The sequence below is a fragment of the Bordetella tumbae genome (assembly GCF_965139195.1).
In the GTDB taxonomy this organism is placed as follows: Bacteria; Pseudomonadota; Gammaproteobacteria; order Burkholderiales; family Burkholderiaceae_B; genus Bordetella_A; species Bordetella_A tumbae.
In genome coordinates this window covers 92,535-113,002 of sequence record NZ_CBCSJH010000007.1, presented here as the reverse complement: position 1 = coordinate 113,002, position 20,468 = coordinate 92,535, and the positions used below count along the sequence as shown (strand labels likewise).

Sequence of the window (20,468 nt, the reverse complement as noted above, 5' to 3'; positions counted from 1 at the left end):
GTCGACAGCGGTCGGCCCAATCGCACCATCAGTTGCATCTCGGCCTGATGCAGCACGGGATGGTCGATGGGCACCAATACCAATGATCCATTGGCCACGTCATGTGTGACGCCCAGGTCAGCCATAAGCACGACGCCCGCGCCGCTCAAGGCATAGTGCCGCAGCACGCCTAGCGAATTCGTCGTCAAGGCGGGCGATATATGAATCTTCTCGGTGAATTCCAGCATGTCGACCATGCGCCGCAGTCCGTAAGGCGCCGTCATCAGCGCCAAGGGATGCTGTAGCAGTTCCTTGATCGAGATCGCCCTGCGACGCCGCGCCAGCGGATGATCGGCGCGTACTAGCGCGCCCACGGGGATACGCTGCTTCGCGCGCACTCGTACCTCGGGATGTTGCGGTGGATTGAACGCCAGGCCGATGTGTACACGGTCACTGCGTACGGCCTCTACCACCTCGTCGACCGATGCAGTATTGATGCCTATGCGTATATCGGGAAACTCCTGACAATAGGGCGCCAGCGCATGCGTCATCAACGCTTCTATCATGCCTTCACTGAGGCTGATCTCGATACGTCCGCGTCGCATGCCCCGCAGGGCGTGCAGCCTGTCTTCCAGGTGCTCGTGCTGGGCACGATAGCCTCGGAGGAATTCCTCCAGCATTTCGGCAGCTTCGGTCGGCGCCAATCCGCGCGCTCGGCGCTCGAACAGCGGCAGGCCGACCTCTTTCTCCAGCAGCTGGATCTGTCTGCTGATCACGGACGGTGACATATCCAGCTTTTCAGCGGCACCACGTATTGATCCGCAGACGATGACTTCGTGCATGTAGCGCAAACGCGCCTGATTCAATTCGTTCATTGTGCTCGCCTGTCGATGTCTGACGGCTGCTGCCTGCCGCCAGGTACCGTCGCAGCATGATTGTTGCCTAAAAGCGAACGATAAGTGATAACCAGTGCATTGTCTACAACACTCGGGTCTGCGAAGATCGCCCCTGGAACTTGCACAACCACTACCACAATACATAGGGAAAACTCGCATGAACCATGGCGCCTCGTTGCCAGGAACCCGCGACGTATACGCGTCTGCGGACCTGTCCTCCATCTATCGCAAGATCAATTGGCGCCTGCTGCCGCTACTCGTTCTCTGCTACACCTTTGCCTATCTGGATCGCGTCAACATCGGCTTTGCCAAGCTGCAGATGCAGGCCGACGTCGGCATTTCCGATGCGGTCTACGGACTGGGGGCGGGTATCTTCTTTCTGGGATATGTGCTGTTCGAGGTGCCCAGCAATCTGCTGCTGGTGCGTATCGGCGCGCGCAAAACAATCTGCCGCATCATGATTCTGTGGGGGCTGACCTCGGCCAGCATGCTGTTCGTGCAGGGCGAGTACAGCTTTTACGCGCTGCGCTTCCTGCTGGGCGTATTTGAGGCCGGCTTCGCACCCGGCATGATCTTCTTCCTGACCTATTGGTACTCTACCCGGCGCATGGCGGGTGTCATGGCAGTCGTGATGTGTGCCGGCCCGCTGGGTGGCATGCTGGGTGGACCGGTGTCCGCCTGGATCATGACGCGCTTTAGCGGTGCGCATGGGCTAGACGGCTGGCAATGGATGTTTCTGCTGGAGGGCCTGCCCTGTGTGCTGTTGGGGATTGTGGCCTTCATATGCCTGGCTGACAAGCCGGAAAAAGCCCATTGGCTGTCGCCGCAAGAACGTGATTTGCTGGCGGCCGACCTGCAGACGCGGCAGGCCGCACACGCGACGCATGCATTCAAGGACGTGCTGAAAGATCCCGGCATCTATGCATTGGCCATCCCGTATTTCTGCCTCATCAGCGGCCTGTACGCGGTCAGTTTCTGGTTGCCGACCTTGTTGCAGCAGTCGGGCCTGCACGACACCATGCAAATCGGCATCTGGTCGGCAATCCCGTACATCGCCGCCATCGCGGCCATGTTCGTCCTGTCGCGCCGCTCGGACCGGCGGCAAGAACGGCGTTGGCACGTGACTGCGCCAGCCATTCTCGCCGGCGTCCTTCTGGTCGGCGCTCTGTTGGTACCCGATCATTTTCTATTGTCGATGACGATGCTGTCGCTAGCGACCGCCTTGATGTGGGCGGCCTACACCGTATTCTGGGCGATCCCGTCGCAACACTTGAAAGGTCCGGCGGCAGCCGGGGGCATCGCGCTGATCAACAGCATAGGCCTGCTGGGCGGTTTTGCCAGCCCCACATTGATAGGCTGGATCAAAACGTCGACCCAGTCGTTGAGCGCCGGTCTGTACGTCATCGCCGCACTGCTCGTCGTCGGTGTCCTGCCCATACTGTTTACCCGCCACGCTCGCATGCAAGGTTGAATACTGCCATGAAAATTCTCGTCGCTGGTTTCCAACATGAGACCAATACTTTTGCACCCACGCAGACCGACTACGCAAACTTCGAGCGCGGCGAAGGCTTTCCCGCCATGACGCGGGGCGCGGATTTGCTGGCTTTCGCCGATATCAACATACCGGCGGGAGGCTTCATCCGCGCCGCGCAAGCCGCCGGGCACCAGATCGAACCGGTCATCTGGACCGCCGCCAGTCCCGCGGCACACGTCACGCGGCAAGCCTATGAACGTATTGCGGCCGAGATTATCGATGCCGTGGACCATCGCGAGTACGATGCGATTTACCTGGACCTGCACGGCGCCATGGTCACCGTCGACGCCGATGACGGCGAGGGAGAACTGCTGTCGCGCCTGCGTGCCCGCGTTGGCAACCGCGTGCCGATCGTGGCCAGCCTGGACCTGCATGCCAACGTGACAACGGCAATGTTGCGTCACGCGAGTGGCATGACTGCCTTTCGCACCTATCCGCATGTGGACATGGCCGACACGGGCGCTCGCGCGTATCGGTTGCTCGAAGATCTATTGCAGCCGGACAGCACGTTGCACACGCGGTCGTTGCGCTTGCCATTCTTGATCCCGATCAATGGAATGTGCTCCATGCTGGAGCCAGCAAAATCCATATACGCCACGCTGGCATCGCTGGAAGACCGGTTCGGCCTGGCATCCCTGTCGTTTACGCCGGGCTTTCCCGCGGCAGACTTTCCGGAATGCGGGCCGGTGGTGTGGGGACATGGTAGAGATCCCGATGCGGTAGAGCAGGCCGTGCAGGCATTGCATGACGCCGTGCTACAGGCTGAGCCGCTATGGGCCGTCCCTTTTCTGGAGCCGTCCGAGGCCGTACGCCAAGCCCAGGTCCTGGCGAGGGATGCCGGCCGACCAGTGATCATTGCCGATACGCAGGACAATCCGGGAGCAGGGGGAGACTCGAATACGACAGGCATGCTGCGCGCGCTGATCGAAGCCGATGCACAAGATGCCGCGCTGGGCCTGTTATGGGATCCGCAAGCCGTACAGCAGGCAGTGCAGGCGGGAGTGGGTAACCGGGTCACCCTGTCCTTGGGTGGCAAGTCGCGGATACCGGGAGACGAGCCCGTGAATGGCGAGTTCGACGTCGAGTACATTGGCGACGGCAAATGCCGTTTCGACGGCCCCATGATGCACGGCGTCCAAGCCGACGTGGGGCCGGTCGCCTGCTTGCGCCTGGGCGGAATCCGCGTGGTGGTCAGTGCAGGTAAATCACAAATGCTGGACCGGAATCTATTCCGTACGGGTAACGTGCAACCGGAACAGATGAAAATCTTGGTGGTGAAAAGCTCGGTGCATTTCCGAGCTGATTTCCAGCCTATAGCTGAAGATGTCCTGGTGGCGAAGGCGCCCGGTCCCATGAAGGCCGACAGTGCTGACTTGCCCTGGACACGCTTGGCGCCGGGAATGCGCATGCGCCCGATGGGCGAACCATTCGTGCCGCCGCAGTCCTGAATGCAGCATGGCTGCGGATTTCCGTGGCCGGCATCGTGACCGGCAATAGATTTCCATAGCGGAGGACCCTACACTAGGGCAAACAACTTCCTGCGCTAAGGAGCCATCATGTCGACGTTGAACGATATTTGGCTAACGGTGGTGAGCGAGTTTTCCGATATCGCGGACATTAAAGAAGCGACGGTGATAGTGCTTCGGCTGGGCCTGGCCGTCATTCTGGGTGCGGCAATCGGCTATGAGCGCGAAATGAAAGGAAAGGACGCCGGTTTGCGAACCCATATGCTGGTGTCTCTAGGCGCAGCCATTTTCGTTCTGGTTCCTAGCGCCAGTGGAATGCAGGTTGCCGATATGAGCCGGGTAATGCAGGGCGTGATTGCAGGGGTGGGCTTTCTCGGCGCAGGCGCCATCCTCAAGCAGGAAAATGATCGCGTCGTCAAAGGTTTGACAACGGCAGCCAGCATCTGGATTGTCGCCGCCATTGGTGTTGCCGCGGGATATGGCCGCGAAGCCACCGCCGTGGCCAGTACTCTGATCGCCTTATTTGTTTTGGCGGTCGTCAATCGGTTCGAGAAAAAGATACCCAAGAACGACACCCCTGCGCCTCGCTCTGAGGATCAGTAGCGAGGGTAGCAAGACGTCGACGCCGATACCTAGAACCACTACATGACCAAAAAGTAATGAAAAGCTCATTTGACGCATAGGGGTCGCCCAAACGGATAATTCGGGTCCGCAGTTTCGCGCACTGGAGCGGAGCTGAACTCGATAAATTCCAAGGAGACAACTACATGCGTCGAGTCGACTACCGCGACTTGCTCGGGGGCGGATTGATCACGGTTGCCGGGGCTGCAGCCATGTACCATTCATTGACCTCATTCACCCTCGGCACGTCCGACCGGATGGGGCCCGGCTATTTTCCCGCCCTCGTCGGCGGCGTGCTGGCGTTGTGCGGGCTCGCAATACTGATCCCCGCACTGCTGCGTGCAGGGCCCGTGCCCACATTCGAATGGCGACCGCTGCTCTGGATCAGTCTGTCAACGCTCGCATTTGCGTTGCTGCTTGTTCCGTTCGGCCTGATTCCCGCAATCATCGGGCAGACTATTCTGGCCGGTATTTCGGATTGCAAACTGTCCTGGAAGGGGTCGCTGATTCTTGCCGTGGGCGTTGCCGTCGGCGCGACCTTGCTCTTCAAGGTAGCCCTGGGCCTGATTGTGCCGGTCTTCGCCTGGCCCTGGTAGGAGAGAGTAAAAATGGAATTACTTGGCAACCTCGTCCTTGGTCTGTCAACCGCGCTCGCCTGGAACAATCTTCTTTGGTGTGTTATCGGCGTAGCACTGGGCACGCTGATCGGCGTAATACCGGGCGTCGGAACGCTGGCGACCATGTCGCTGCTGTTCCCTATCACCTACCACCTGGAGCCGACCGCCGCGCTGATCATGCTGTCCGGCATCTGGTATGGCAGTACCTATGGCGGGTCGACTGCCTCGATTCTGCTGAATCTTCCGGGAACACCGGCCAACGCCGTGACCTGCCTGGACGGGTTTCCGATGGCCAAACAAGGTCGGGGCGGCGTGGCGCTGCTCATGACGACCATTGCCTCCTTTGTCGGGGCCAGCGTGGGTATCGCCTTGTTGACGCTGTTCTCCGAGCCTATTGCCAACATCGCGTTCAAGTTCGGCCCGGCCGAGTACTTTGCGATCATGGTGCTGGGCCTGGTGGCGGCTTCTGTCGTGTCGTCCGGTTCAGCAATCAAGGGCATCACCATGGTCGTAGGCGGTGTGCTGCTGGGTCTGGTCGGCACCGACGTCAATTCGGGTGTGTCGCGCTTCGACTTCGGTTTTCCCGAGTTGCAAGACGGGGTGGGCATCGTCGCACTGGCCATGGGGCTGTTTGGCATTACCGAGATCATCGCCAGCATTAATCATGTGAAGGCGGCTGACAGCAAAATGGACGTATCCATGAAGAGCATGCTCCCGACGCGTGACGAGGTCAAGCGCTCGTGGGGAGGGATGGCGCGCGGATCGGGCATAGGGGCATGGTTGGGCGTGCTGCCTGGCGTAGGCCCCACTGTGGCAGCCTACATGGCCTACGCAGTCGAGAAACGGGTCTCAAAAACGCCGGAGCGCTTCGGCAAGGGAACCATCGAGGGCATCATGGCGCCGGAGACCGCCAACAGTGCGTCCGACATGGCCTCCTTCATTCCGACGCTGACGCTTGGTATCCCCGGCAGTGTGACGATGGCGTTGATCATCGGTGCGATGATGATCCATGGCATCCAGCCCGGCCCGCAAATGCTCACCGAGCAACCTGCCATGTTCTGGGGCCTGGTGATGAGCTTCTGGATCGGCAATATCGTCCTGGTGATTTTGAACGTGCCGATGATCGGTATGTGGATCCGTGTGCTGACGATTCCGTATCACATCCTCTATCCGGCGATCGTGATGTTCGTCTGCATCGGCGTCTATGGCGTCAACAATAATGTCTTCGACGTCTACCTTGTGCTGCTGTTCGGCATTGCCGGCTATGTGCTGCGGGTGCTCGACTTCGAGCCTGCCCCGCTGTTGCTCGGCTATGTGCTTGGCCCGATGCTGGAAGAGAATTTCCGGCGTGCCATGCTGCTCTCGCGAGGTAGCTTCCAGACTTTCATCGAACGTCCGATCAGCATGTGGGTGCTGGCCCTGACGGCAGTCTTGCTGGTGTGGGGCGTGTGGAGCAGCCTGCGCCAGCGGTCGGCCGTGGCGCTCTCCGACTCAACCCCGAAAGCAGCTTGACGTAAGCCGGCCCCCCTTGGGACCGGCGGCAATTGTGTAAGTCACTGCCTCTATCCGACGATAAGGGCGTTCTGATGGCCCTCGCAGTGTCAACTGTGTGTTGAATTCAGAGGCAGTGACAAGATGACTCGCAGGCCTGGCTGAGCATTGGCAAAAGAGAGCGTACCGCCGTGCAAACCGACAATATTCATTACGCTGGTCAAGCCCAAACCATGGCCTTCCGAGGATGGATCTGATCGGTAGAAGTGTTTGCCCAGGTGCTCATACTCGGTAGCGGGCAGCCCAGGCCCATCGTCCTCGATCGTAACGAGCCCCGTATTCCCTTGCTTGATTACGTTGACCACTACCTGACTGGTGGCATACTTAATCGCATTGTCGAGCAGATTAGCGAGCGCACTGGCGAGCAGATTGACATCGCCAGTCAGCGTGACGTTATCCAGGTCCTTGCGGTGTAACGCAATCCCTTTGTCTTCCGCTAACGCCTCGTACATCTCCATTACGTCGGTGACGATGACGTTCAACTCGCAAGGCTTAAACGAACGACGTTGTATGCCTGCCTCCATCTCGGCTATTTGCAAGAGTTTTTCCAGCAAGACATTTAGACTCTCGATGCCTTCTATTGCACGTTGATTCGCCTCCAGCACTTCAGTCACAGGTACGTCCGGCCGTTGCGCTGCGCGTAATCCGCCAACAATGCGAGTCAGCGGAGTACGAAGATTATGTGCAATGGTGTCCGAGATGTGCCTGGCGCTCTTCATCAAGAGTTCGATCCTATCCAGCATCGTGTTGATGTCGCGATTAAGCAGCGTGAACTCGTCTTCGCGTGTCGGAGGAGAGATACGTTTGGAGAGTTGGCCCGCACCGATTTGCTGCGTGGTTCGGCGGATGTGGCTAACGCGGTACGCTAATTCTCTTCTGAAGAGGTACGTTCCCAGCAGCACCAGCAGTACCGCCAAAAAAATCGCTGCTGCCGTAGCCCGACCAATCAATGCCGTGATGTCGCTAATCTCGCTCAGATCCTGGCCTACGACTAGCGTTTCTCCATTGGCCAGGATTTGGACTTTTAGACGACCTCGCGTAGGCGTGCCGTCTTGAATCACCTCGGCGTCAAAGACTTCGGTAGATGTTGCTTTGAGTGATGGGGTATCTGCGAGATTTCCGGCGAGTTTCCGACCATCTTTATCAAGTAGCAAATAGATCTCTCGGGGCGAGTCGATGCGATCCGACAGCGTCAGTTCAATCGCCGATATCAGAGCGACACGGCTACCCTCCTCATAAGTCACAATAAGGCGTTGTGCTGTCGCTGTTATTTGTCGCGCATACTCAGTGCGCAATGCTCCAATAAATTGAACATATATGAATACGATCAATATCAACGTCGTCAAAATCGCCAGCAACCCATAGTTCAACGTCAGGCGAAAGGAAATGGAGTTCCACAGGCGTCGAAAAAAATACGTCATTCTTCTGCGAGTTTTCTATCGTGGAGATCTGGCTTGTCAGAGATCGTGTATCCCGCGCCGCGTATCGTGTGAATCAGCGGGGTGGCGGAATTGGAATCTATCTTGCGGCGCAATCTGCTGACCTGAACATCAATAACATTCGACTGCGGATCAAAGGTGTATCCCCAAATCGTTTCAAGCAACATCGTTCGTGTCACGATCCTGTGCATATTGAGCATGAGATAGACCAATAAACGGAATTCCTGCGGTTGCAAGGCAATCGATTGGCCGGCACGGTGCACTTTCTGGGTAGCGACATTGACCGTCAAATCTGCAACGCGCAGTTGTTTGACTTCCAGATGGTCGGGGCGCGTGCGCCTGACTAAGGCATCCATTCGAGCGACGAGTTCAGAAAAGGAGAAAGGCTTGACCAGATAGTCATCGCCTCCTGCTCTTAGACCATCAACCCGATCGTCAACCGCCGACAGCGCGCTCAGCACCAAGACCGGCGTCTTTTTCCCTAATGCTCGCAGGGTGGATAGTATTGAAAGGCCATCGATATGATTGGGCAATATGCGGTCCAGAATGATGATGTCCCACTTTTCCTTCATGGCATTTTCAAGGCCACTCACTCCATCCCTGCTAACGCTGACCATGTGCCCGAGCTCCGTCAGGCCATTGGCGAGATAACGAGCGTTTTCCCGGTCGTCCTCAATGATAAGACACTGCCACATAGTTATTTCCAATGCTTCGGCTGCCTTCGTCCGTCACCGCGACCCTTATCGACTGAGTCAGTAACGACGTTGGCACCCTATATCAGCCTTTTTCCTGACTAAATGGTAAGGCAAGCGTAATACGCTCAGGGCTGGTTTTGACTAAGATCATTCAGCATACCCCAAGTTATTTCCTTGCCTTAAGAAGGTTGCGTAGTGAGTATTCATGTCAGCCCCAGTCTGGATCAAGACCAACTCATTTGTAAGCCGATAAGTTTCTACGAGCTGGTTGAACTCATGACGTATGGGAGATCCCCTTTCAACCCATTGGCTAGTATTCGGTTTGCTTCATTACGTTCTGCCATCATAAATAAAAAAGTGATGGCTGACATGGCTGCAACGAGCATCTCGAGTTTTCCGAATAGAACGTCTGTCCAGGCGTCTGCTGCCTCGAGCGCCATCGGATATCAGTCATGGGACCTGCTGGAGCACGAGCTCTCTATAGATTGGGGTGGTGACGATGCGTTTGCACCACCCATCTATATCGTTTCGACTATTCGTGCATTATCAGAATCATTATTTCTCAGCGCAGGCATGGAAGCGTTTTTGAATCGTACCTCACGCTTCGCCGGTGCTCCGGGGCAACGGCGGTCAGTGCGCTCCACAGTCATGCCGGTATCTGACGACGGCACGCTGACGGTGACATTGTGGTCGCGCAATCACACTGTAGAGGATGATCAACACTCAGTGCTACGGTTGCCTGTTGATTTGAGAACGCTGCTGACGAGTGTTCTCGTATCTCCGAAGGTGCCAACCCGGTTCTTTGAATTGGTTTCGGATCTTGTGCAGCGAATCAGTCGTGCCAGGGTATCTCACGCAAACTGGTCAATCACATCGGCTGCGGTGAGGACCGAAACACGGCCGAGGAACATGAGTCATATGTCCATAGATTGATAGACTGCTGATTGTAGGAACCTTCGCTATTTTGGAACCGACGAATGGCAATGGCATCACTTTTTTGCGAACCCAAACGGCAAGCCTAGACAACCGCGCGGTGCCGTTCGATGCAAACATCGAGCACTTCTCCACCGGGCCGTCGCCACCAGTCCATATCGGAAAAAATCTCGACTTCGCTGTATCCAGCGTAGCCCGCCGCCTCTACCCATCCGCGTATCTTGCGCAGCTCGATGACGCCGTCGCCCATCATGGCACGGTCCGACAGCAGGTGACGCGTAGGCAGTCGCCAGTCGCAGACATGATAGGCCATGAGCCGCCGCTTGCCGGCGCGCGCGATCTGGTTTTGCAACGCCGGATCCCACCAGACGTGATAGACATCCACGGCGACGCCAAGCATGGCAGGGACCGTGTGATCGTCGGCTGGATCGAGCTCGTCGCACAGGTCCAGCGCATGCGCCAGAGTATTGATGCAGGCGCGGTCGGCCGCCTGCATAGGGTGTAGCGGCTCGATGGCCAGCGGCATACCGATCTCTCGCGCATACGCGAGCGATGCGGCGATACCGTCGCGCACCTCGTTTCGTGCCCGAGCAATGTCCTTGTAGTGTGGTGAGCCCTCCAAGGCGCCTGGCAACGCGCCCACCACAAGCACCAGGCAGGGCGCATCCAGTGCCTTGGCCTCGTCCATGGCGCGGCGGTTGTCATCCAGCGCTGCCTGTCGCGATTGAGCCGTCGAGCCGGTGAAAAAGCCGCCCCGGCAATAACCCGATAAGGCAATGCCGGTATTCCGTAATTGAGCTCGGATTTCGGATAGACCAGCCGCGGCGACCTGATCCCGCCATGGGCTGATCGCGCGTATGCCGCGTGCGGCGCATTGTTCGATGATCCGCGGCAGAGGCGTCTCTACACCTTCCTGCTTGCGGACTGTTGCGGTGTTGACGGAGAGCCAGGAATGGTCGTTCGAGAAGTCGCGCATGCCGTTACTCGATGCCGTGCAATGCGAGCAGGGTGCGCATGCGGCGCACTGCCAGCTCCGGTTGTTCCAACAGCCCCGCTTGGTCGGCGAGCCGGAATAGTTCGGCTAGGTGCAGCACCGATCGCGCACCCTGTTGGGCGCCGACCATCGTGAAGTGATCCTGGTGTCCATTGAGCCAGGCCATGAACACGATCCCTGTCTTGTAAAAGCGTGTGGGCGCCTGGAAGATATGCCGCGATAGTGGGACCGTCGGACCCATCAGTGCGTGGAAGCGCTCGGCATTGCCCTGCGCCAGCTCACCGAGAGCGGCGCTGGCAACGGGGGCGATGGCGTCGAAAATGCCCAGCAGCGCGTCGCTGCGGTCGTGGCGTGGATGATCGCCATAGCTGTCGCCTGCAATGAGCTGGGCATAATTGAAGTCGTCGCCGGTATACATCCGTACGCCTTTGCCGTCGTTGCCGCCGTGCATGGGCAGGCGCCTGCGCATGGCGATTTCCCGCTGCGCGTCAAGTAGTGAAATCTTGATGCCATCGACCTTGCTGGCGTGTGCGGAGATGATGTCCAGTGCGGTCTGTGTTGCCTGATCCAGATTTTCCGTGCCCCAGTAGCCGGCCAACGCGGGATCGAACATGTCGCCCAGCCAGTGCAGGATCACAGGTTCGCGAGCTTGTTCGAGCAGGCGTCCATAAACGCGGGTGTAGTCGTCGGGCGAACGGGCCACCCGGGCCAGTGCACGGCTTGCCATGAGGATGATCCGGCCACCCAGTTTTTCGATCGCCGCCATCTGTTCCTCATAGGCATGGATGACGTCGTCCACGCTGGTCGCGTCCTCGGGGGCGAGGTGGTCGGTGCCGCAACCGCTGGCCACCAGCGCGCCCGGCACGTCGTGCGCTGCGTCCAGCGATCGGCGGATCAGTTCCAGCGAGGTAGGCCAATCCAGCCCCATGCCGCGCTGCGCAGTGTCCATGGCTTCGGCGACACCCAATCCCAGCGACCAGAGATGTTGCCGATAGGCGATGGTGGCATCCCAGTCGATAACGGCGTGCACCCAGGGGTCGCGGGTTGTTAGCGGGTCGGCCACGACATGGGCGGCCGAGTAGGCAATGCGGTCGAAAGAGACTGTTGACGGGCGTGCAGGCACGATTCCGCGCAAGGTGTAGGGCGCAAGCGGCGTCCTTTCCGAGACGGGAAGGGATAATGTCAATGCCATGTGAACTCCTGAAGAGAGCGGCGCAGGCGGGGCCTGTGGCGGTTAGATCGAAAGCGGTTCGAGATCGACCCAGCGCCGGTCGCGCCAGCTTTGCAGCGCGGCCTCCACCAGTTGCACTCCCTTGGCCCCTTCGGGCAGCGTCCAGGTGTAAGGTGCGTCTTCGACGACATGGCGGATGAAGTGTTCCCACTGAACCTTGAAGCCGTTGTCGTAGACCGATGAGTCGGGAATCTCCTGCCACTGGTCAAAGAAGTTCATCGATTGTTTGACGTCTGGATTCCAGACCGGGCGAGGTGTGGCGACATGTGATTGGGCGCGGCAGTCAGACAGGCCGGCTACAGCAGATCCGTGTGTGCCGTCGACGTGGAAAGTCACCAGGTCGTCGCGGCGCACTCGAGTGGCCCAGCTCATGTTCAACTGCGCGATCACCGGCTCGCCGCCATGGCCGAGCAATTGCGCTGTGGCGTAAGCGGCATCGTCCGCCGTGCAGGGGTAGGGCTTGCCAGCCTCGTCCCAACGCTGCGGGATATGCGTGGTTCCGAGACATGAGATGGACTGGACATCGCCGAACAGGTTATCCAGGACATATCGCCAATGGCACATCATATCCAGAATCATGCCGCCGCCGTCTTCGGCGCGATAGTTCCAGCTTGGCCGTTGAATGGGTTGCAGGTCGCCCTCGAACACCCAGTAGCCGAACTCCAGGCGTACCGACAGCATGCGACCGAAGAAACCGGCGCGACGCAGCATGTCTAGCTTGCGCAGGCCCGGCAGGAACAACTTGTCCTGCACTGCGCCATGCTTGATCCCGTAGTCCCGGCCAGCCTGCTGCGCTAGTCGCGCGATCTCGACTGCCTCGTTCAGATTGGTGGCGATAGGCTTTTCGCAATAGACGTGTTTGCCTGCCTGGATGGCGCGGGCGAGCAGCGCGGGGCGCATCTGCGTGGTGCCGGCATCAAAGAAAACAGTGTCCTGCGCGTTGGCCAGGGCCGCATCCAGATCGGTGCCCCACCGCTCTATGCCATGCGTACGCGCCAGGGCTTCGATTTTCTCGGCATTGCGACCGATAAGGATAGGGTCGGGCATGACCTTATCACCGTTGGACAGCGCCACGCCGCCTTGGGCACGTATGGCGACGATGGAACGGATAAGGTGTTGGTTCATCCCCATGCGTCCGGTGACGCCGTGCATGATGATTCCAAGCCGCTGCGTAGGCATGATGGTTTTCCTTCGAGTAGTAGAGGTGGCGTGCGCGCCGTTACTGCGCCGAAATGCCGGCCGCCTTGACGATGTCGGCGTTGGTGGCGATTTCCTTTTCGATGTACTGATCGAACTGCTCGGGTGTCAGCGTCCAAGCCTGAGCTCCAAGCTCCAGAAAGCGGGCCTTGACTGCATCCGATTCGAGTGCCTGGACAGCGGCGGCGTGCAGTTGGTCAATGATGGGGCGCGGTGTTTTCGCCGGCGCCAGCATGCCGATCCAGAAATTGAATTGGGCTCCGGGTACACCGGCCTCGATCACAGTGGGCACATCAGGCAGCGCTGCCGAGCGATCGGCCGAGCCTACAGCCAGCGGCAGCAGGCGTTTCTCCTTGATCTGGCCGATGACTGGGGCGATGGGCGAGAAGTAGTAATCGACGCGTCCGGCCAATACTTCGGTGACGGCTTCGGAGGACCCCTTGAAGGGGATGTTCACTGCCTCGATGTTGGCGGCGTCTTTGAACTTTTCGGCATTCAGGTGCGTAGCGCTGCCTTGACCGGCTGAGGCGAAATTCAGTGTGCCGGGATTCGCGCGTGCGGCGGCCAGCAGGTCGGCCACGGTTTTGTAGCCTTTCTCGGGAGACACAACGAGCACGTTGGGCAGCGAGGCGATCGGCGTGATGCCCGCAAAATCGGCCAGCGTATCGAAGGGCAGTTTTGCGAAGGTCGACGGACTGACCGTGTGCGAGGAGGAATGAAGCAGGAGCGTGTAACCGTCCGGCGCGGCGCTCGCCACGGCCTGCTGACCGATGGTCCCGCTGGCACCGCCACGGTTCTCGATCACGAAAGGTTGGCCCAGGTTTTCACCCATTTTGTCGCTGATGGCGCGGGCGATGATGTCGACGGTGCTGCCGGCGGCGAACGGCACGATGACGCGGATCGGTCGAGTTGGGTAGTCGGCCGCCATGGCAGGCAGAGTTGTGCAGCACAGCAGCGATGCAAAGAAGCTGCGCAGCAAATGATGGCGCAAGGACATGACCGGTCTCCTGTTTTCTCGCTCTTGGCGTCGCATCAGCATCGAGTGTTGGTGCGATTTAAATCACCAAATGGTGAATTAAGAAAATAATAGAGGCCACGCTCCGTTTTTGTCAACGGGGTGATTTGCTAGTTTCTGAGCACGTAGCCGAGGACCACATCGCAGATGTGGGAGAGCCTTTCCTGGTGTGCCTTGGGGGTCATCAGGTCGCGTCCGAATACTGCCGACAGCGTGTAGTGATTGGACAAATAAAAGTAGGCCATGCCGGCGATGGAGACGTAGAGCTGCATCGCGTCGATGCCCCCGCGAAAGAGTTGCTCGCGCCGGCCGCGTTCCAGAATTTCACCCAGTGTTTCTATTAGCGGAGAATTCATTTCGCTGATCCTTGCGGAGCGTGCGAGGTGTTGCCCCTCATGCAGATTCTCGCTGTTGAGCAGCGTGAGAAACTCGGGGTGCTCGATGTAGTAGTTCCAGGTGAATTCGGTGAGGCGTCGGATGGCCTGGGCTGGCGGCATGTCGTGCAGGCGCAGTGCCTGTTCCGCTTGGCGGATGCGCGCATACGTGTTTTCCAGGACTGCGAGGAACAGTGCGTCCTTGCTCTTGAAGTAGTAGTAAATCAGGCGTTTGTTGACATCGGCCCGTTCGGCAATGCGATCCATGCGCGCTCCAGCCAGGCCATGGCTGGAGAATTCGGCAATCGCAGCATCCAGGATGATCTGTTGCGAGCGGTCGGCATCGCGAGAGCGGATTTCGGGAGGAGCTGGATCTGGCATTGTTAACTATATGGGGAATTACGGAAAAATGTAAAGAGGGTTTGTCATAGTATCCGAGATCGAGAAATCATCCGTTGCTGCGAGAGCTCTCGGCAACTTCGGGCGTATAGTCTTCATCGAAGAAATCACGAATCGCTTTGTACGCGACGAGGCGATTTTTTTCGAGCAGGACGAGGTGCGTGGCTTCCCCAATCTCAACCCATTTCCGGTATGTCGCATTCTTCAGTTCGAGGAATAAAGCCTGAGCGAGGTCGATGGGTACGTCGATATCCCATTCGCCATGAATCAGCAGCACTGGGACCGAGATTTCTGAGGGGTTGTAATACTTGCGACCAACGGCCCAATAGTCGCGGATGTCTTGGATGGGCCCGTTGCTCGCACGCATCAAATTTGGCGTACGTTCTTGGCTCCACGGATCTTCAGCTAGGGTAAAGTCCGCCCATTGCTCAAACCAGCCATCCGGTATCAAAGTAGCGCGTCCATACTCGGGCGCGGTGCTCAGCCAGCGAGCCTTGCTTTCCCGTACCGGAACCAACCGATAGGCGCTCAATGGACCTCCCGCATCGATCGGGATCGGCTTGTCGCTTAGCCACTGAGGCGCGAGCAGTGCGAGTTTCTTAACTTTATCCGCGTTGCGGCTGGTATAAGCGCCAGCGACTGTGCCGCCCCAGGACATGCCGAACACGCAGACACGCTCCAAGCCACGAAGCGAGCGAACGTGATCCACCACCACACCCAAGTCGTGGACGCCTACATCCGTCCCGATCACTGGGGCTGAGTCGTCTGCAGGCGATTCCATCTCCGATGGGCGTGACGAATGTCCGTAGCCCCGGACATCCAGAGCGTGGACGTCGTAGCCCGCTGCCGCCAGAAAGTCGAGGAAAGACATGCCGTTGAATGGAACATCGTAAAGGCTGCCTGACGAAAACGTCGCGCCATGAACGATCACGATGGTGCGATCTGCACGGAAGCGCATCATGGCGGCAGGACGCTTGTTGCGTACGTGAATTTCAATACCTGTGTCGTTGGTCGGCACGTGGTATTGCTCGAAAACGAGGTCTGTTCCGCAGGATGAGTATTTTTTGGTCATGGTGAGTTCCCTGAAAGTGGCTTATTCATAGCGCCAGTCAAAGTGATCGCCGCGGCGCGTCACGTAGCCAACAGAACTCTCCGCGAAATGTGGCGTGAAAAAAAGCAACTGGCGATCGGCTGCATATTCGAGTGCCCATCGACGGGACGCACGTGCCTCATCCGGCCATTCACAGAAAACGGAGTTCCAGTCCGGGCGAATGACTTGCAATGGATGGTGCATGACGTCGCCACTGAGCAGTGCCGCTGTTCCTTTGGAGCGCAGCTCAATCGACATATGCCCGATGCTATGTCCCTTTGATGGCCGGAAAATAAAATTATCGAGATATTCACCGCCGTCGTTACTGATACGGTCGGCCTGTCCGGAAGCGATAATTGGCGCAACGCTGTCTTCGTAAACGCCCAGACTTGGCACGTTGACGTCGTTATGGCTTGCCGGACTACTGTAGTAGTCCTCTTCGGCATGCGAGAACACATGGCGTGCATTCGGGAAGGTAGGAATCCAGCGGCCGTCTACGAGTCTTGTATTCCAGCCGACATGATCGACGTGGAGATGCGTATGAAGAACGTAGTCCACCTCTTCCGGATTCACCCCGGCCGCAGCCAGACGCTGGAGGTAAGGTGTCTGCAATCGATGGAAAACCGTGTTTCGTGGCCGTTCCTTGTTGTTGCCGGAGCCGGTGTCGATGAGGATCGTATGGTGTTTGGTCCGCACCAGCCAAGTATGGATGCTCTGAATCAGATTTCCAGTAGCGGCATCCATGTTGCTGGGTGTGAGCCAGTGCAGGTTTCTTTCCAGCTCTGCAGCGTCCCAGTCCGGGAATAGAAAAGACGGCTGAGCGACATTCAACCGCATTTCTTCGATCTTTGTGACGGTCACGTCACCGATCTGGTACGTCTTGTTTGTATGAGGCATATTCAATAGGATCTGTTTGTCGGGTTGCTGCACGGACGTTCCGTGCTCACTTTCTTTGACGCTCGTGAAAGCTTAAGTGCGATACCCAAATGACCGTTAATTGTTAGATTCGATGGGAGGTATCGGCATGTTCGATATGAAAAGATCGGAGTTGTACCTGCTGATCTCGTTGGACACATTGCTGGACGAATTGAACGTGACGCGCGCAGCGCAGCGTCTGCACATCAGTCAGCCGACCTTGTCGGGCCATCTGTCTCGCCTGCGCGAGCTGTTTCAGGACCCGCTGCTCGTGCCTTCGGAAACGGGGCGTGGCATGGTGCCGACTGAGCGGGCGCTTGCATTGCGTTCGAGCTTGGCCGATGCTCTTGTCAGGCTCCGCGACGCTGTGGCTCAGCCGCATGAGTTTGATCCCAATACCTCGGCAAGAACCTTTGTTGTCGCTACAAATGACAGCGTGTTTACGATCGTAGCGTTGGACGTAATGGCAGAGGTGATGAGTTATGGCAATCCGGAGTTGCGGATGGCCGTCGTGCCCGCCGACGACGCCGGGCTGGTCGAGCGCATGGCGCGTCGTGAGGTCGATTTGTTTCTCGGGGATATCGACAAGGTGCCGGAGACTCTGAAGGCACGGTTTCTGCTCAGCGACGATTTCGTGCTGGCGCAACGTCATGGCCATCCTCGGGGGACCGGTACACCGGATTTGGCAGAGTATTGCGCTCTACGCCATATCGTTGTTTCATCCCGTGCAGACTTCTCCACTCCTGTGGACACGGTCTTGGCAAGACTCGGCGCGATGAGAAATGTAGTCGCTACTGTGCCCAGTTACAACCAAGTGGCACTTGTTCTGTCTCAGACTGATGGCGTGGCCAGTCTTCCGCAGAAATTGCTGCAGCGCTATGCGGCGTTTGTGGATTTGATCCCTCTCCCATTTGATATTCCATCATTTCGCCTGGCGATGGCATGGCATCCGCGGGCACACAGTGATCCTGCTGGCATGTGGATCAGAGATCGCTTTCTTGAAGTCGGTGAACGAGCAGAATCTCAGCGTTTGGACTGAGACCAGCTTCCGGTTCAGACAAGCAGTTAAGCCGGTTATATCTGTTCACACGTTGCTGGCGGATTGGTGTTACCCGTGGAACACCTCAATTCGAGGTGCTTTTGATGTTCCCCTTCGTTAGTTTGAGCCAGCAACTGTGGAACGCCATTTCACAAGACCCCGCAAAAGAGTCGCACCAGCATCTGCGATGTGCCGCTCCACCAAATGGCAGGCTTGTTCTACGTCGCGCTTTTTCACTGCTGCCAGTAATTGCCGGTGCTCGCGCTGGGAGTCAGGATCCCAGGCCACAAATGGCGCCGTCACATGCATGTAACGCATGCGTGACTCGTGCAGCATGTGGATGCTGGCGAGCAGGCGGGGCATCGCGCATGGACGGTATAGTGTTTCATGGAATGCGCGATTGGCAGCTTCCCATGCCTGCATGTCCTGTGCCTTGTCGCCTGCTTCGATGGCGGCGTTGGCTCGCTCCAGGTCGTCCGTCTCCATGGCTGGGATCGCGTGACGTAAGGCGAGCGACTCCAGCGCTCCCCGCATGCGCGTGATTTCCACGATGGATGCCTCGTCCAGCAAACTCACGCGTACACCTTTGCGCGGCTCGCTCACCAGCAGTCCGCGTGCCTCTACCCTGCGGAATGCTTCTCGCACAGGAACATGACTAGTGCCGAACTCGGCAGCCAATGCATCCTGGCCCACTTTCTCCCCGGGCTGAAGCTCGCCTGTGATAATGCGGTCGATCAGCGCGCGCGCGATTCGCGCAGGCCAGGTGGCGTCATCACGATTCGACACTGTGTCATGAGCCGGTTTCATTCGACTGAGTCCGTTTGCCATAGTGCCCCGCTCACGGACTGCACTTTGGCTGCAAGGGTGCCATCGGAGACCAGTAGCTTCAATTTGGCGATGTCATCGTGAACCCAACGGTCATCACCTAGCATGGCAGGCACCGCATCTCGGACGGTAGACCATGCCACTCTGGTCCCGACACCGACAGGGTAGGCGCTCAAGTCTGGCTCGGCTAGATCCAAGGCTTGGGCTGCAAGCATCAGTTCCGAGGCAATCACTGTCTGAGTATTCTCGACCACGATGCGCGTGCGTCGTGCTGCGAAACATGAATTACTGATGTGGTCCTCCGTATTGCCTTTTGCGGGAAGGCTGGTAGCACTGGCGGGACTGCACATGCCCATGTTTTCCAGAACCAAACCCGTACCCATGCTTTGCACGACAGAAAAACCCGTATTGATCCCGGGCCGCTCTGCGATCAGGTTGGCCGGCAAACCGAAATTGCATGCTGGATCGATGAGCCGCGCGCTCCGGCGGTCGCAGATTGCGGACAAATCGGTTACCGCCAGGCCGAGCAAATCCATTGCCTGAGCGATGTACTGCCCATGGAAATGTCCACCTGAGACGATGGCATAGCCTTCATCTTCCGGGAAGATGAGAGGGTTGTCGGTCGCACTGTTCATCTCGGTGGCAAGAATGCCATCGACATAATCAAGCGCATCAAGTACCGGACCGTACACCTGGGGAACACAGCGCAGGGAGTAGACATCTTGTATGCGCGGCGGAATTGGCGGCATGTGGGGCAGGCCGGCACGTGCGGGATCAAGCCCGGGCGTGCTGCGCAAGCACACTTGGCGGGCCGGTTCGCTGCAGCGTCGACTTTCTGCGACCATTCGGCGAATTGCTGCGGCAACCCGCCTCTGGCCGCGATGCGGGCGAGCTTGCATGACTCGGTCGTCGAAGCACGACAGCTCGCCGCGTAGCGCTTCCAACGACATGACCATCGAAATCGTGGCGCTTGTCAATAGCTCGCGAGCGTCGTGAGCTGCCAAGACGGCGTACGCGAGCGAGGCGGTAGCGCCGTTGATCAGCGCTGTGGCGTCCTTCGCTTGAACGTCGATTGTTGGTTCCAATCCTGCAAGCGCGAAGGCGCACTGCGCAGGCATTTCCTTGCCTCGATAGGTCACCCTGGATTCCGCCAAGCCCATCAGGGCACCGCTCATTAATGCGAGCGGTGCCAGATCTCCACTCGCGCCGACGCTGCCTTTGGCGGCAACTACGGGAGTGATGCCCAGATTGAGCATAGCGACGAGCCTGTCGATAATGGCGACGCGGACACCAGAATGATTGCGGGCAAAGGCGTTAACGCGTAACGCCATCATTGCACGCACGACTTCCTCCGGCATGGGCTCGCCCGTGCCAGCCGAATGCGATCGAACCAAGCTAGCCTGGAAATCTGCTATTTCCGCTGGAGCAATGCGCTGGCTCTTAAGTGCACCCACACCTGTGTTGAACGCATACATCAAGGGGGCCGAATCATTGAGCCAATGCGTCTCGATATAGCCACGTGTTTTGTTCAACGCGTCGCGTGTAGCGTCGTCAAGGGCTACCTTCGCACCGAATCGCGCAATTGCGACCACGGCATTTGCATGCAGGCGCATACCGTCCAAAACGACGGTCGATCTGTTCATCATGTCCATGATGAG

Annotated in this window: 19 protein-coding genes; 7 read left to right on the top strand and 12 right to left on the bottom strand. The window is 58.2% G+C overall.

The genetic code is table 11. The features are described from left to right. A partial coding sequence (locus ACNA0J_RS10815) for a LysR family transcriptional regulator (RefSeq protein ID WP_415818865.1) occupies window positions 1-854 on the bottom strand: 854 nt, incomplete at its 3' end. Between the two features lie 178 nt (window positions 855-1,032). Between ACNA0J_RS10815 and ACNA0J_RS10810 the strand changes: the two genes are divergently transcribed. From ACNA0J_RS10810 to ACNA0J_RS10790, 5 genes are all read left to right on the top strand, one after another. Further along, window positions 1,033-2,346, top strand: a complete 1,314-nt coding sequence (locus ACNA0J_RS10810) for an MFS transporter (RefSeq protein WP_415818864.1) — start codon at window positions 1,033-1,035, stop codon at window positions 2,344-2,346. 8 nt (window positions 2,347-2,354) lie between these two features. Then, the gene (locus ACNA0J_RS10805) at window positions 2,355-3,857 is read left to right on the top strand and encodes a M81 family metallopeptidase (protein ID WP_415818863.1); all 1,503 of its coding nucleotides are present in this window, start codon (window positions 2,355-2,357) and stop codon (window positions 3,855-3,857) included. Between the two features lie 108 nt (window positions 3,858-3,965). Beyond that, window positions 3,966-4,478: an MgtC/SapB family protein gene (locus ACNA0J_RS10800; RefSeq protein WP_415818862.1), complete on the top strand. Its 513-nt coding sequence runs from the start codon at window positions 3,966-3,968 to the stop codon at window positions 4,476-4,478. Window positions 4,479-4,642: 164 nt separating this feature from the next. Beyond that, complete coding sequence (locus ACNA0J_RS10795) at window positions 4,643-5,092, top strand: tripartite tricarboxylate transporter TctB family protein (protein WP_415818861.1); 450 nt, start codon at window positions 4,643-4,645, stop codon at window positions 5,090-5,092. 12 nt (window positions 5,093-5,104) lie between these two features. Continuing rightward, the gene (locus ACNA0J_RS10790) at window positions 5,105-6,625 is read left to right on the top strand and encodes a tripartite tricarboxylate transporter permease (RefSeq protein ID WP_415818860.1); all 1,521 of its coding nucleotides are present in this window, start codon (window positions 5,105-5,107) and stop codon (window positions 6,623-6,625) included. 89 nt (window positions 6,626-6,714) lie between these two features. On the opposite strand, the gene ACNA0J_RS10785 is transcribed toward ACNA0J_RS10790, so the two are convergent. Both ACNA0J_RS10785 and ACNA0J_RS10780 read right to left on the bottom strand, forming a co-directional pair. After that, window positions 6,715-8,085, bottom strand: a complete 1,371-nt coding sequence (locus tag ACNA0J_RS10785) for a sensor histidine kinase (RefSeq protein ID WP_415818859.1) — start codon at window positions 8,083-8,085, stop codon at window positions 6,715-6,717. Next, complete coding sequence (locus ACNA0J_RS10780; RefSeq protein WP_415818858.1) at window positions 8,082-8,798, bottom strand: response regulator transcription factor; 717 nt, start codon at window positions 8,796-8,798, stop codon at window positions 8,082-8,084. Before ACNA0J_RS10780 ends, ACNA0J_RS10785 begins: the two co-directional genes overlap by 4 nt. Before the next feature lie 195 nt (window positions 8,799-8,993). On the opposite strand from ACNA0J_RS10780, the gene ACNA0J_RS10775 reads away from it, so the two are divergent. Then, complete coding sequence (locus tag ACNA0J_RS10775) at window positions 8,994-9,731, top strand: hypothetical protein (protein WP_415818857.1); 738 nt, start codon at window positions 8,994-8,996, stop codon at window positions 9,729-9,731. An 85-nt stretch (window positions 9,732-9,816) separates the two neighbouring features. Here the strand turns inward: ACNA0J_RS10775 and ACNA0J_RS10770 are convergent, their stop codons facing one another. The 7 genes from ACNA0J_RS10770 to ACNA0J_RS10740 all read right to left on the bottom strand — a co-directional run bounded on the left by ACNA0J_RS10770 (window position 9,817) and on the right by ACNA0J_RS10740 (window position 16,961). After that, complete coding sequence (locus tag ACNA0J_RS10770) at window positions 9,817-10,707, bottom strand: sugar phosphate isomerase/epimerase family protein (RefSeq protein WP_415818856.1); 891 nt, start codon at window positions 10,705-10,707, stop codon at window positions 9,817-9,819. A gap of 4 nt (window positions 10,708-10,711) precedes the next feature. Further along, on the bottom strand, window positions 10,712-11,917 hold the full coding sequence (locus ACNA0J_RS10765; protein WP_415818855.1) for a dihydrodipicolinate synthase family protein: 1,206 nt from the start codon (window positions 11,915-11,917) through the stop codon (window positions 10,712-10,714). A 42-nt stretch (window positions 11,918-11,959) separates the two neighbouring features. Beyond that, entirely contained in the window at window positions 11,960-13,135 is a 1,176-nt protein-coding gene (locus tag ACNA0J_RS10760) for a Gfo/Idh/MocA family protein (protein WP_415818854.1), read from the bottom strand. Between the two features lie 40 nt (window positions 13,136-13,175). Beyond that, the gene (locus ACNA0J_RS10755; RefSeq protein ID WP_415818949.1) at window positions 13,176-14,081 is read right to left on the bottom strand and encodes a tripartite tricarboxylate transporter substrate binding protein; all 906 of its coding nucleotides are present in this window, start codon (window positions 14,079-14,081) and stop codon (window positions 13,176-13,178) included. Between the two features lie 197 nt (window positions 14,082-14,278). Continuing rightward, entirely contained in the window at window positions 14,279-14,923 is a 645-nt protein-coding gene (locus ACNA0J_RS10750; protein WP_415818853.1) for a TetR/AcrR family transcriptional regulator, read from the bottom strand. A gap of 67 nt (window positions 14,924-14,990) precedes the next feature. Beyond that, window positions 14,991-16,013, bottom strand: a complete 1,023-nt coding sequence (locus tag ACNA0J_RS10745; protein WP_415818852.1) for an alpha/beta hydrolase — start codon at window positions 16,011-16,013, stop codon at window positions 14,991-14,993. Between the two features lie 21 nt (window positions 16,014-16,034). Beyond that, on the bottom strand, window positions 16,035-16,961 hold the full coding sequence (locus ACNA0J_RS10740; protein WP_415818851.1) for an MBL fold metallo-hydrolase: 927 nt from the start codon (window positions 16,959-16,961) through the stop codon (window positions 16,035-16,037). Between the two features lie 94 nt (window positions 16,962-17,055). Between ACNA0J_RS10740 and ACNA0J_RS10735 the strand changes: the two genes are divergently transcribed. After that, the gene (locus ACNA0J_RS10735; protein ID WP_415818850.1) at window positions 17,056-17,985 is read left to right on the top strand and encodes a LysR family transcriptional regulator; all 930 of its coding nucleotides are present in this window, start codon (window positions 17,056-17,058) and stop codon (window positions 17,983-17,985) included. A gap of 117 nt (window positions 17,986-18,102) precedes the next feature. On the opposite strand, the gene ACNA0J_RS10730 is transcribed toward ACNA0J_RS10735, so the two are convergent. Beyond that, entirely contained in the window at window positions 18,103-18,792 is a 690-nt protein-coding gene (locus ACNA0J_RS10730) for a GntR family transcriptional regulator (protein WP_415818849.1), read from the bottom strand. After that, window positions 18,789-20,453: an HAL/PAL/TAL family ammonia-lyase gene (locus tag ACNA0J_RS10725; RefSeq protein WP_415818948.1), complete on the bottom strand. Its 1,665-nt coding sequence runs from the start codon at window positions 20,451-20,453 to the stop codon at window positions 18,789-18,791. The genes ACNA0J_RS10730 and ACNA0J_RS10725 overlap by 4 nt, the downstream gene beginning before the upstream one ends. Window positions 20,454-20,468: the final 15 nt, after the last annotated feature.

Excerpts from the sequence above, each read along its gene's own strand:
- ACNA0J_RS10780 (WP_415818858.1), bottom strand. The coding sequence starts at position 8,798 with ATGTGGCAGTGTCTTATCATTGAGGACGACCGGGAAAACGCTCGTTAT.
- ACNA0J_RS10755 (WP_415818949.1), bottom strand. The coding sequence starts at position 14,081 with ATGGCGGCCGACTACCCAACTCGACCGATCCGCGTCATCGTGCCGTTC.
- ACNA0J_RS10790 (WP_415818860.1), top strand. The coding sequence starts at position 5,105 with ATGGAATTACTTGGCAACCTCGTCCTTGGTCTGTCAACCGCGCTCGCC.
- ACNA0J_RS10725 (WP_415818948.1), bottom strand. The coding sequence starts at position 20,453 with ATGAACAGATCGACCGTCGTTTTGGACGGTATGCGCCTGCATGCAAAT.
- ACNA0J_RS10805 (WP_415818863.1), top strand. The coding sequence starts at position 2,355 with ATGAAAATTCTCGTCGCTGGTTTCCAACATGAGACCAATACTTTTGCA.
- ACNA0J_RS10730 (WP_415818849.1), bottom strand. The coding sequence starts at position 18,792 with ATGAAACCGGCTCATGACACAGTGTCGAATCGTGATGACGCCACCTGG.
- ACNA0J_RS10795 (WP_415818861.1), top strand. The coding sequence starts at position 4,643 with ATGCGTCGAGTCGACTACCGCGACTTGCTCGGGGGCGGATTGATCACG.
- ACNA0J_RS10770 (WP_415818856.1), bottom strand. The coding sequence starts at position 10,707 with ATGCGCGACTTCTCGAACGACCATTCCTGGCTCTCCGTCAACACCGCA.
- ACNA0J_RS10750 (WP_415818853.1), bottom strand. The coding sequence starts at position 14,923 with ATGCCAGATCCAGCTCCTCCCGAAATCCGCTCTCGCGATGCCGACCGC.
- ACNA0J_RS10760 (WP_415818854.1), bottom strand. The coding sequence starts at position 13,135 with ATGCCTACGCAGCGGCTTGGAATCATCATGCACGGCGTCACCGGACGC.
- ACNA0J_RS10745 (WP_415818852.1), bottom strand. The coding sequence starts at position 16,013 with ATGACCAAAAAATACTCATCCTGCGGAACAGACCTCGTTTTCGAGCAA.
- ACNA0J_RS10785 (WP_415818859.1), bottom strand. The coding sequence starts at position 8,085 with ATGACGTATTTTTTTCGACGCCTGTGGAACTCCATTTCCTTTCGCCTG.
- ACNA0J_RS10810 (WP_415818864.1), top strand. The coding sequence starts at position 1,033 with ATGAACCATGGCGCCTCGTTGCCAGGAACCCGCGACGTATACGCGTCT.
- ACNA0J_RS10800 (WP_415818862.1), top strand. The coding sequence starts at position 3,966 with ATGTCGACGTTGAACGATATTTGGCTAACGGTGGTGAGCGAGTTTTCC.
- ACNA0J_RS10765 (WP_415818855.1), bottom strand. The coding sequence starts at position 11,917 with ATGGCATTGACATTATCCCTTCCCGTCTCGGAAAGGACGCCGCTTGCG.
- ACNA0J_RS10735 (WP_415818850.1), top strand. The coding sequence starts at position 17,056 with ATGTTCGATATGAAAAGATCGGAGTTGTACCTGCTGATCTCGTTGGAC.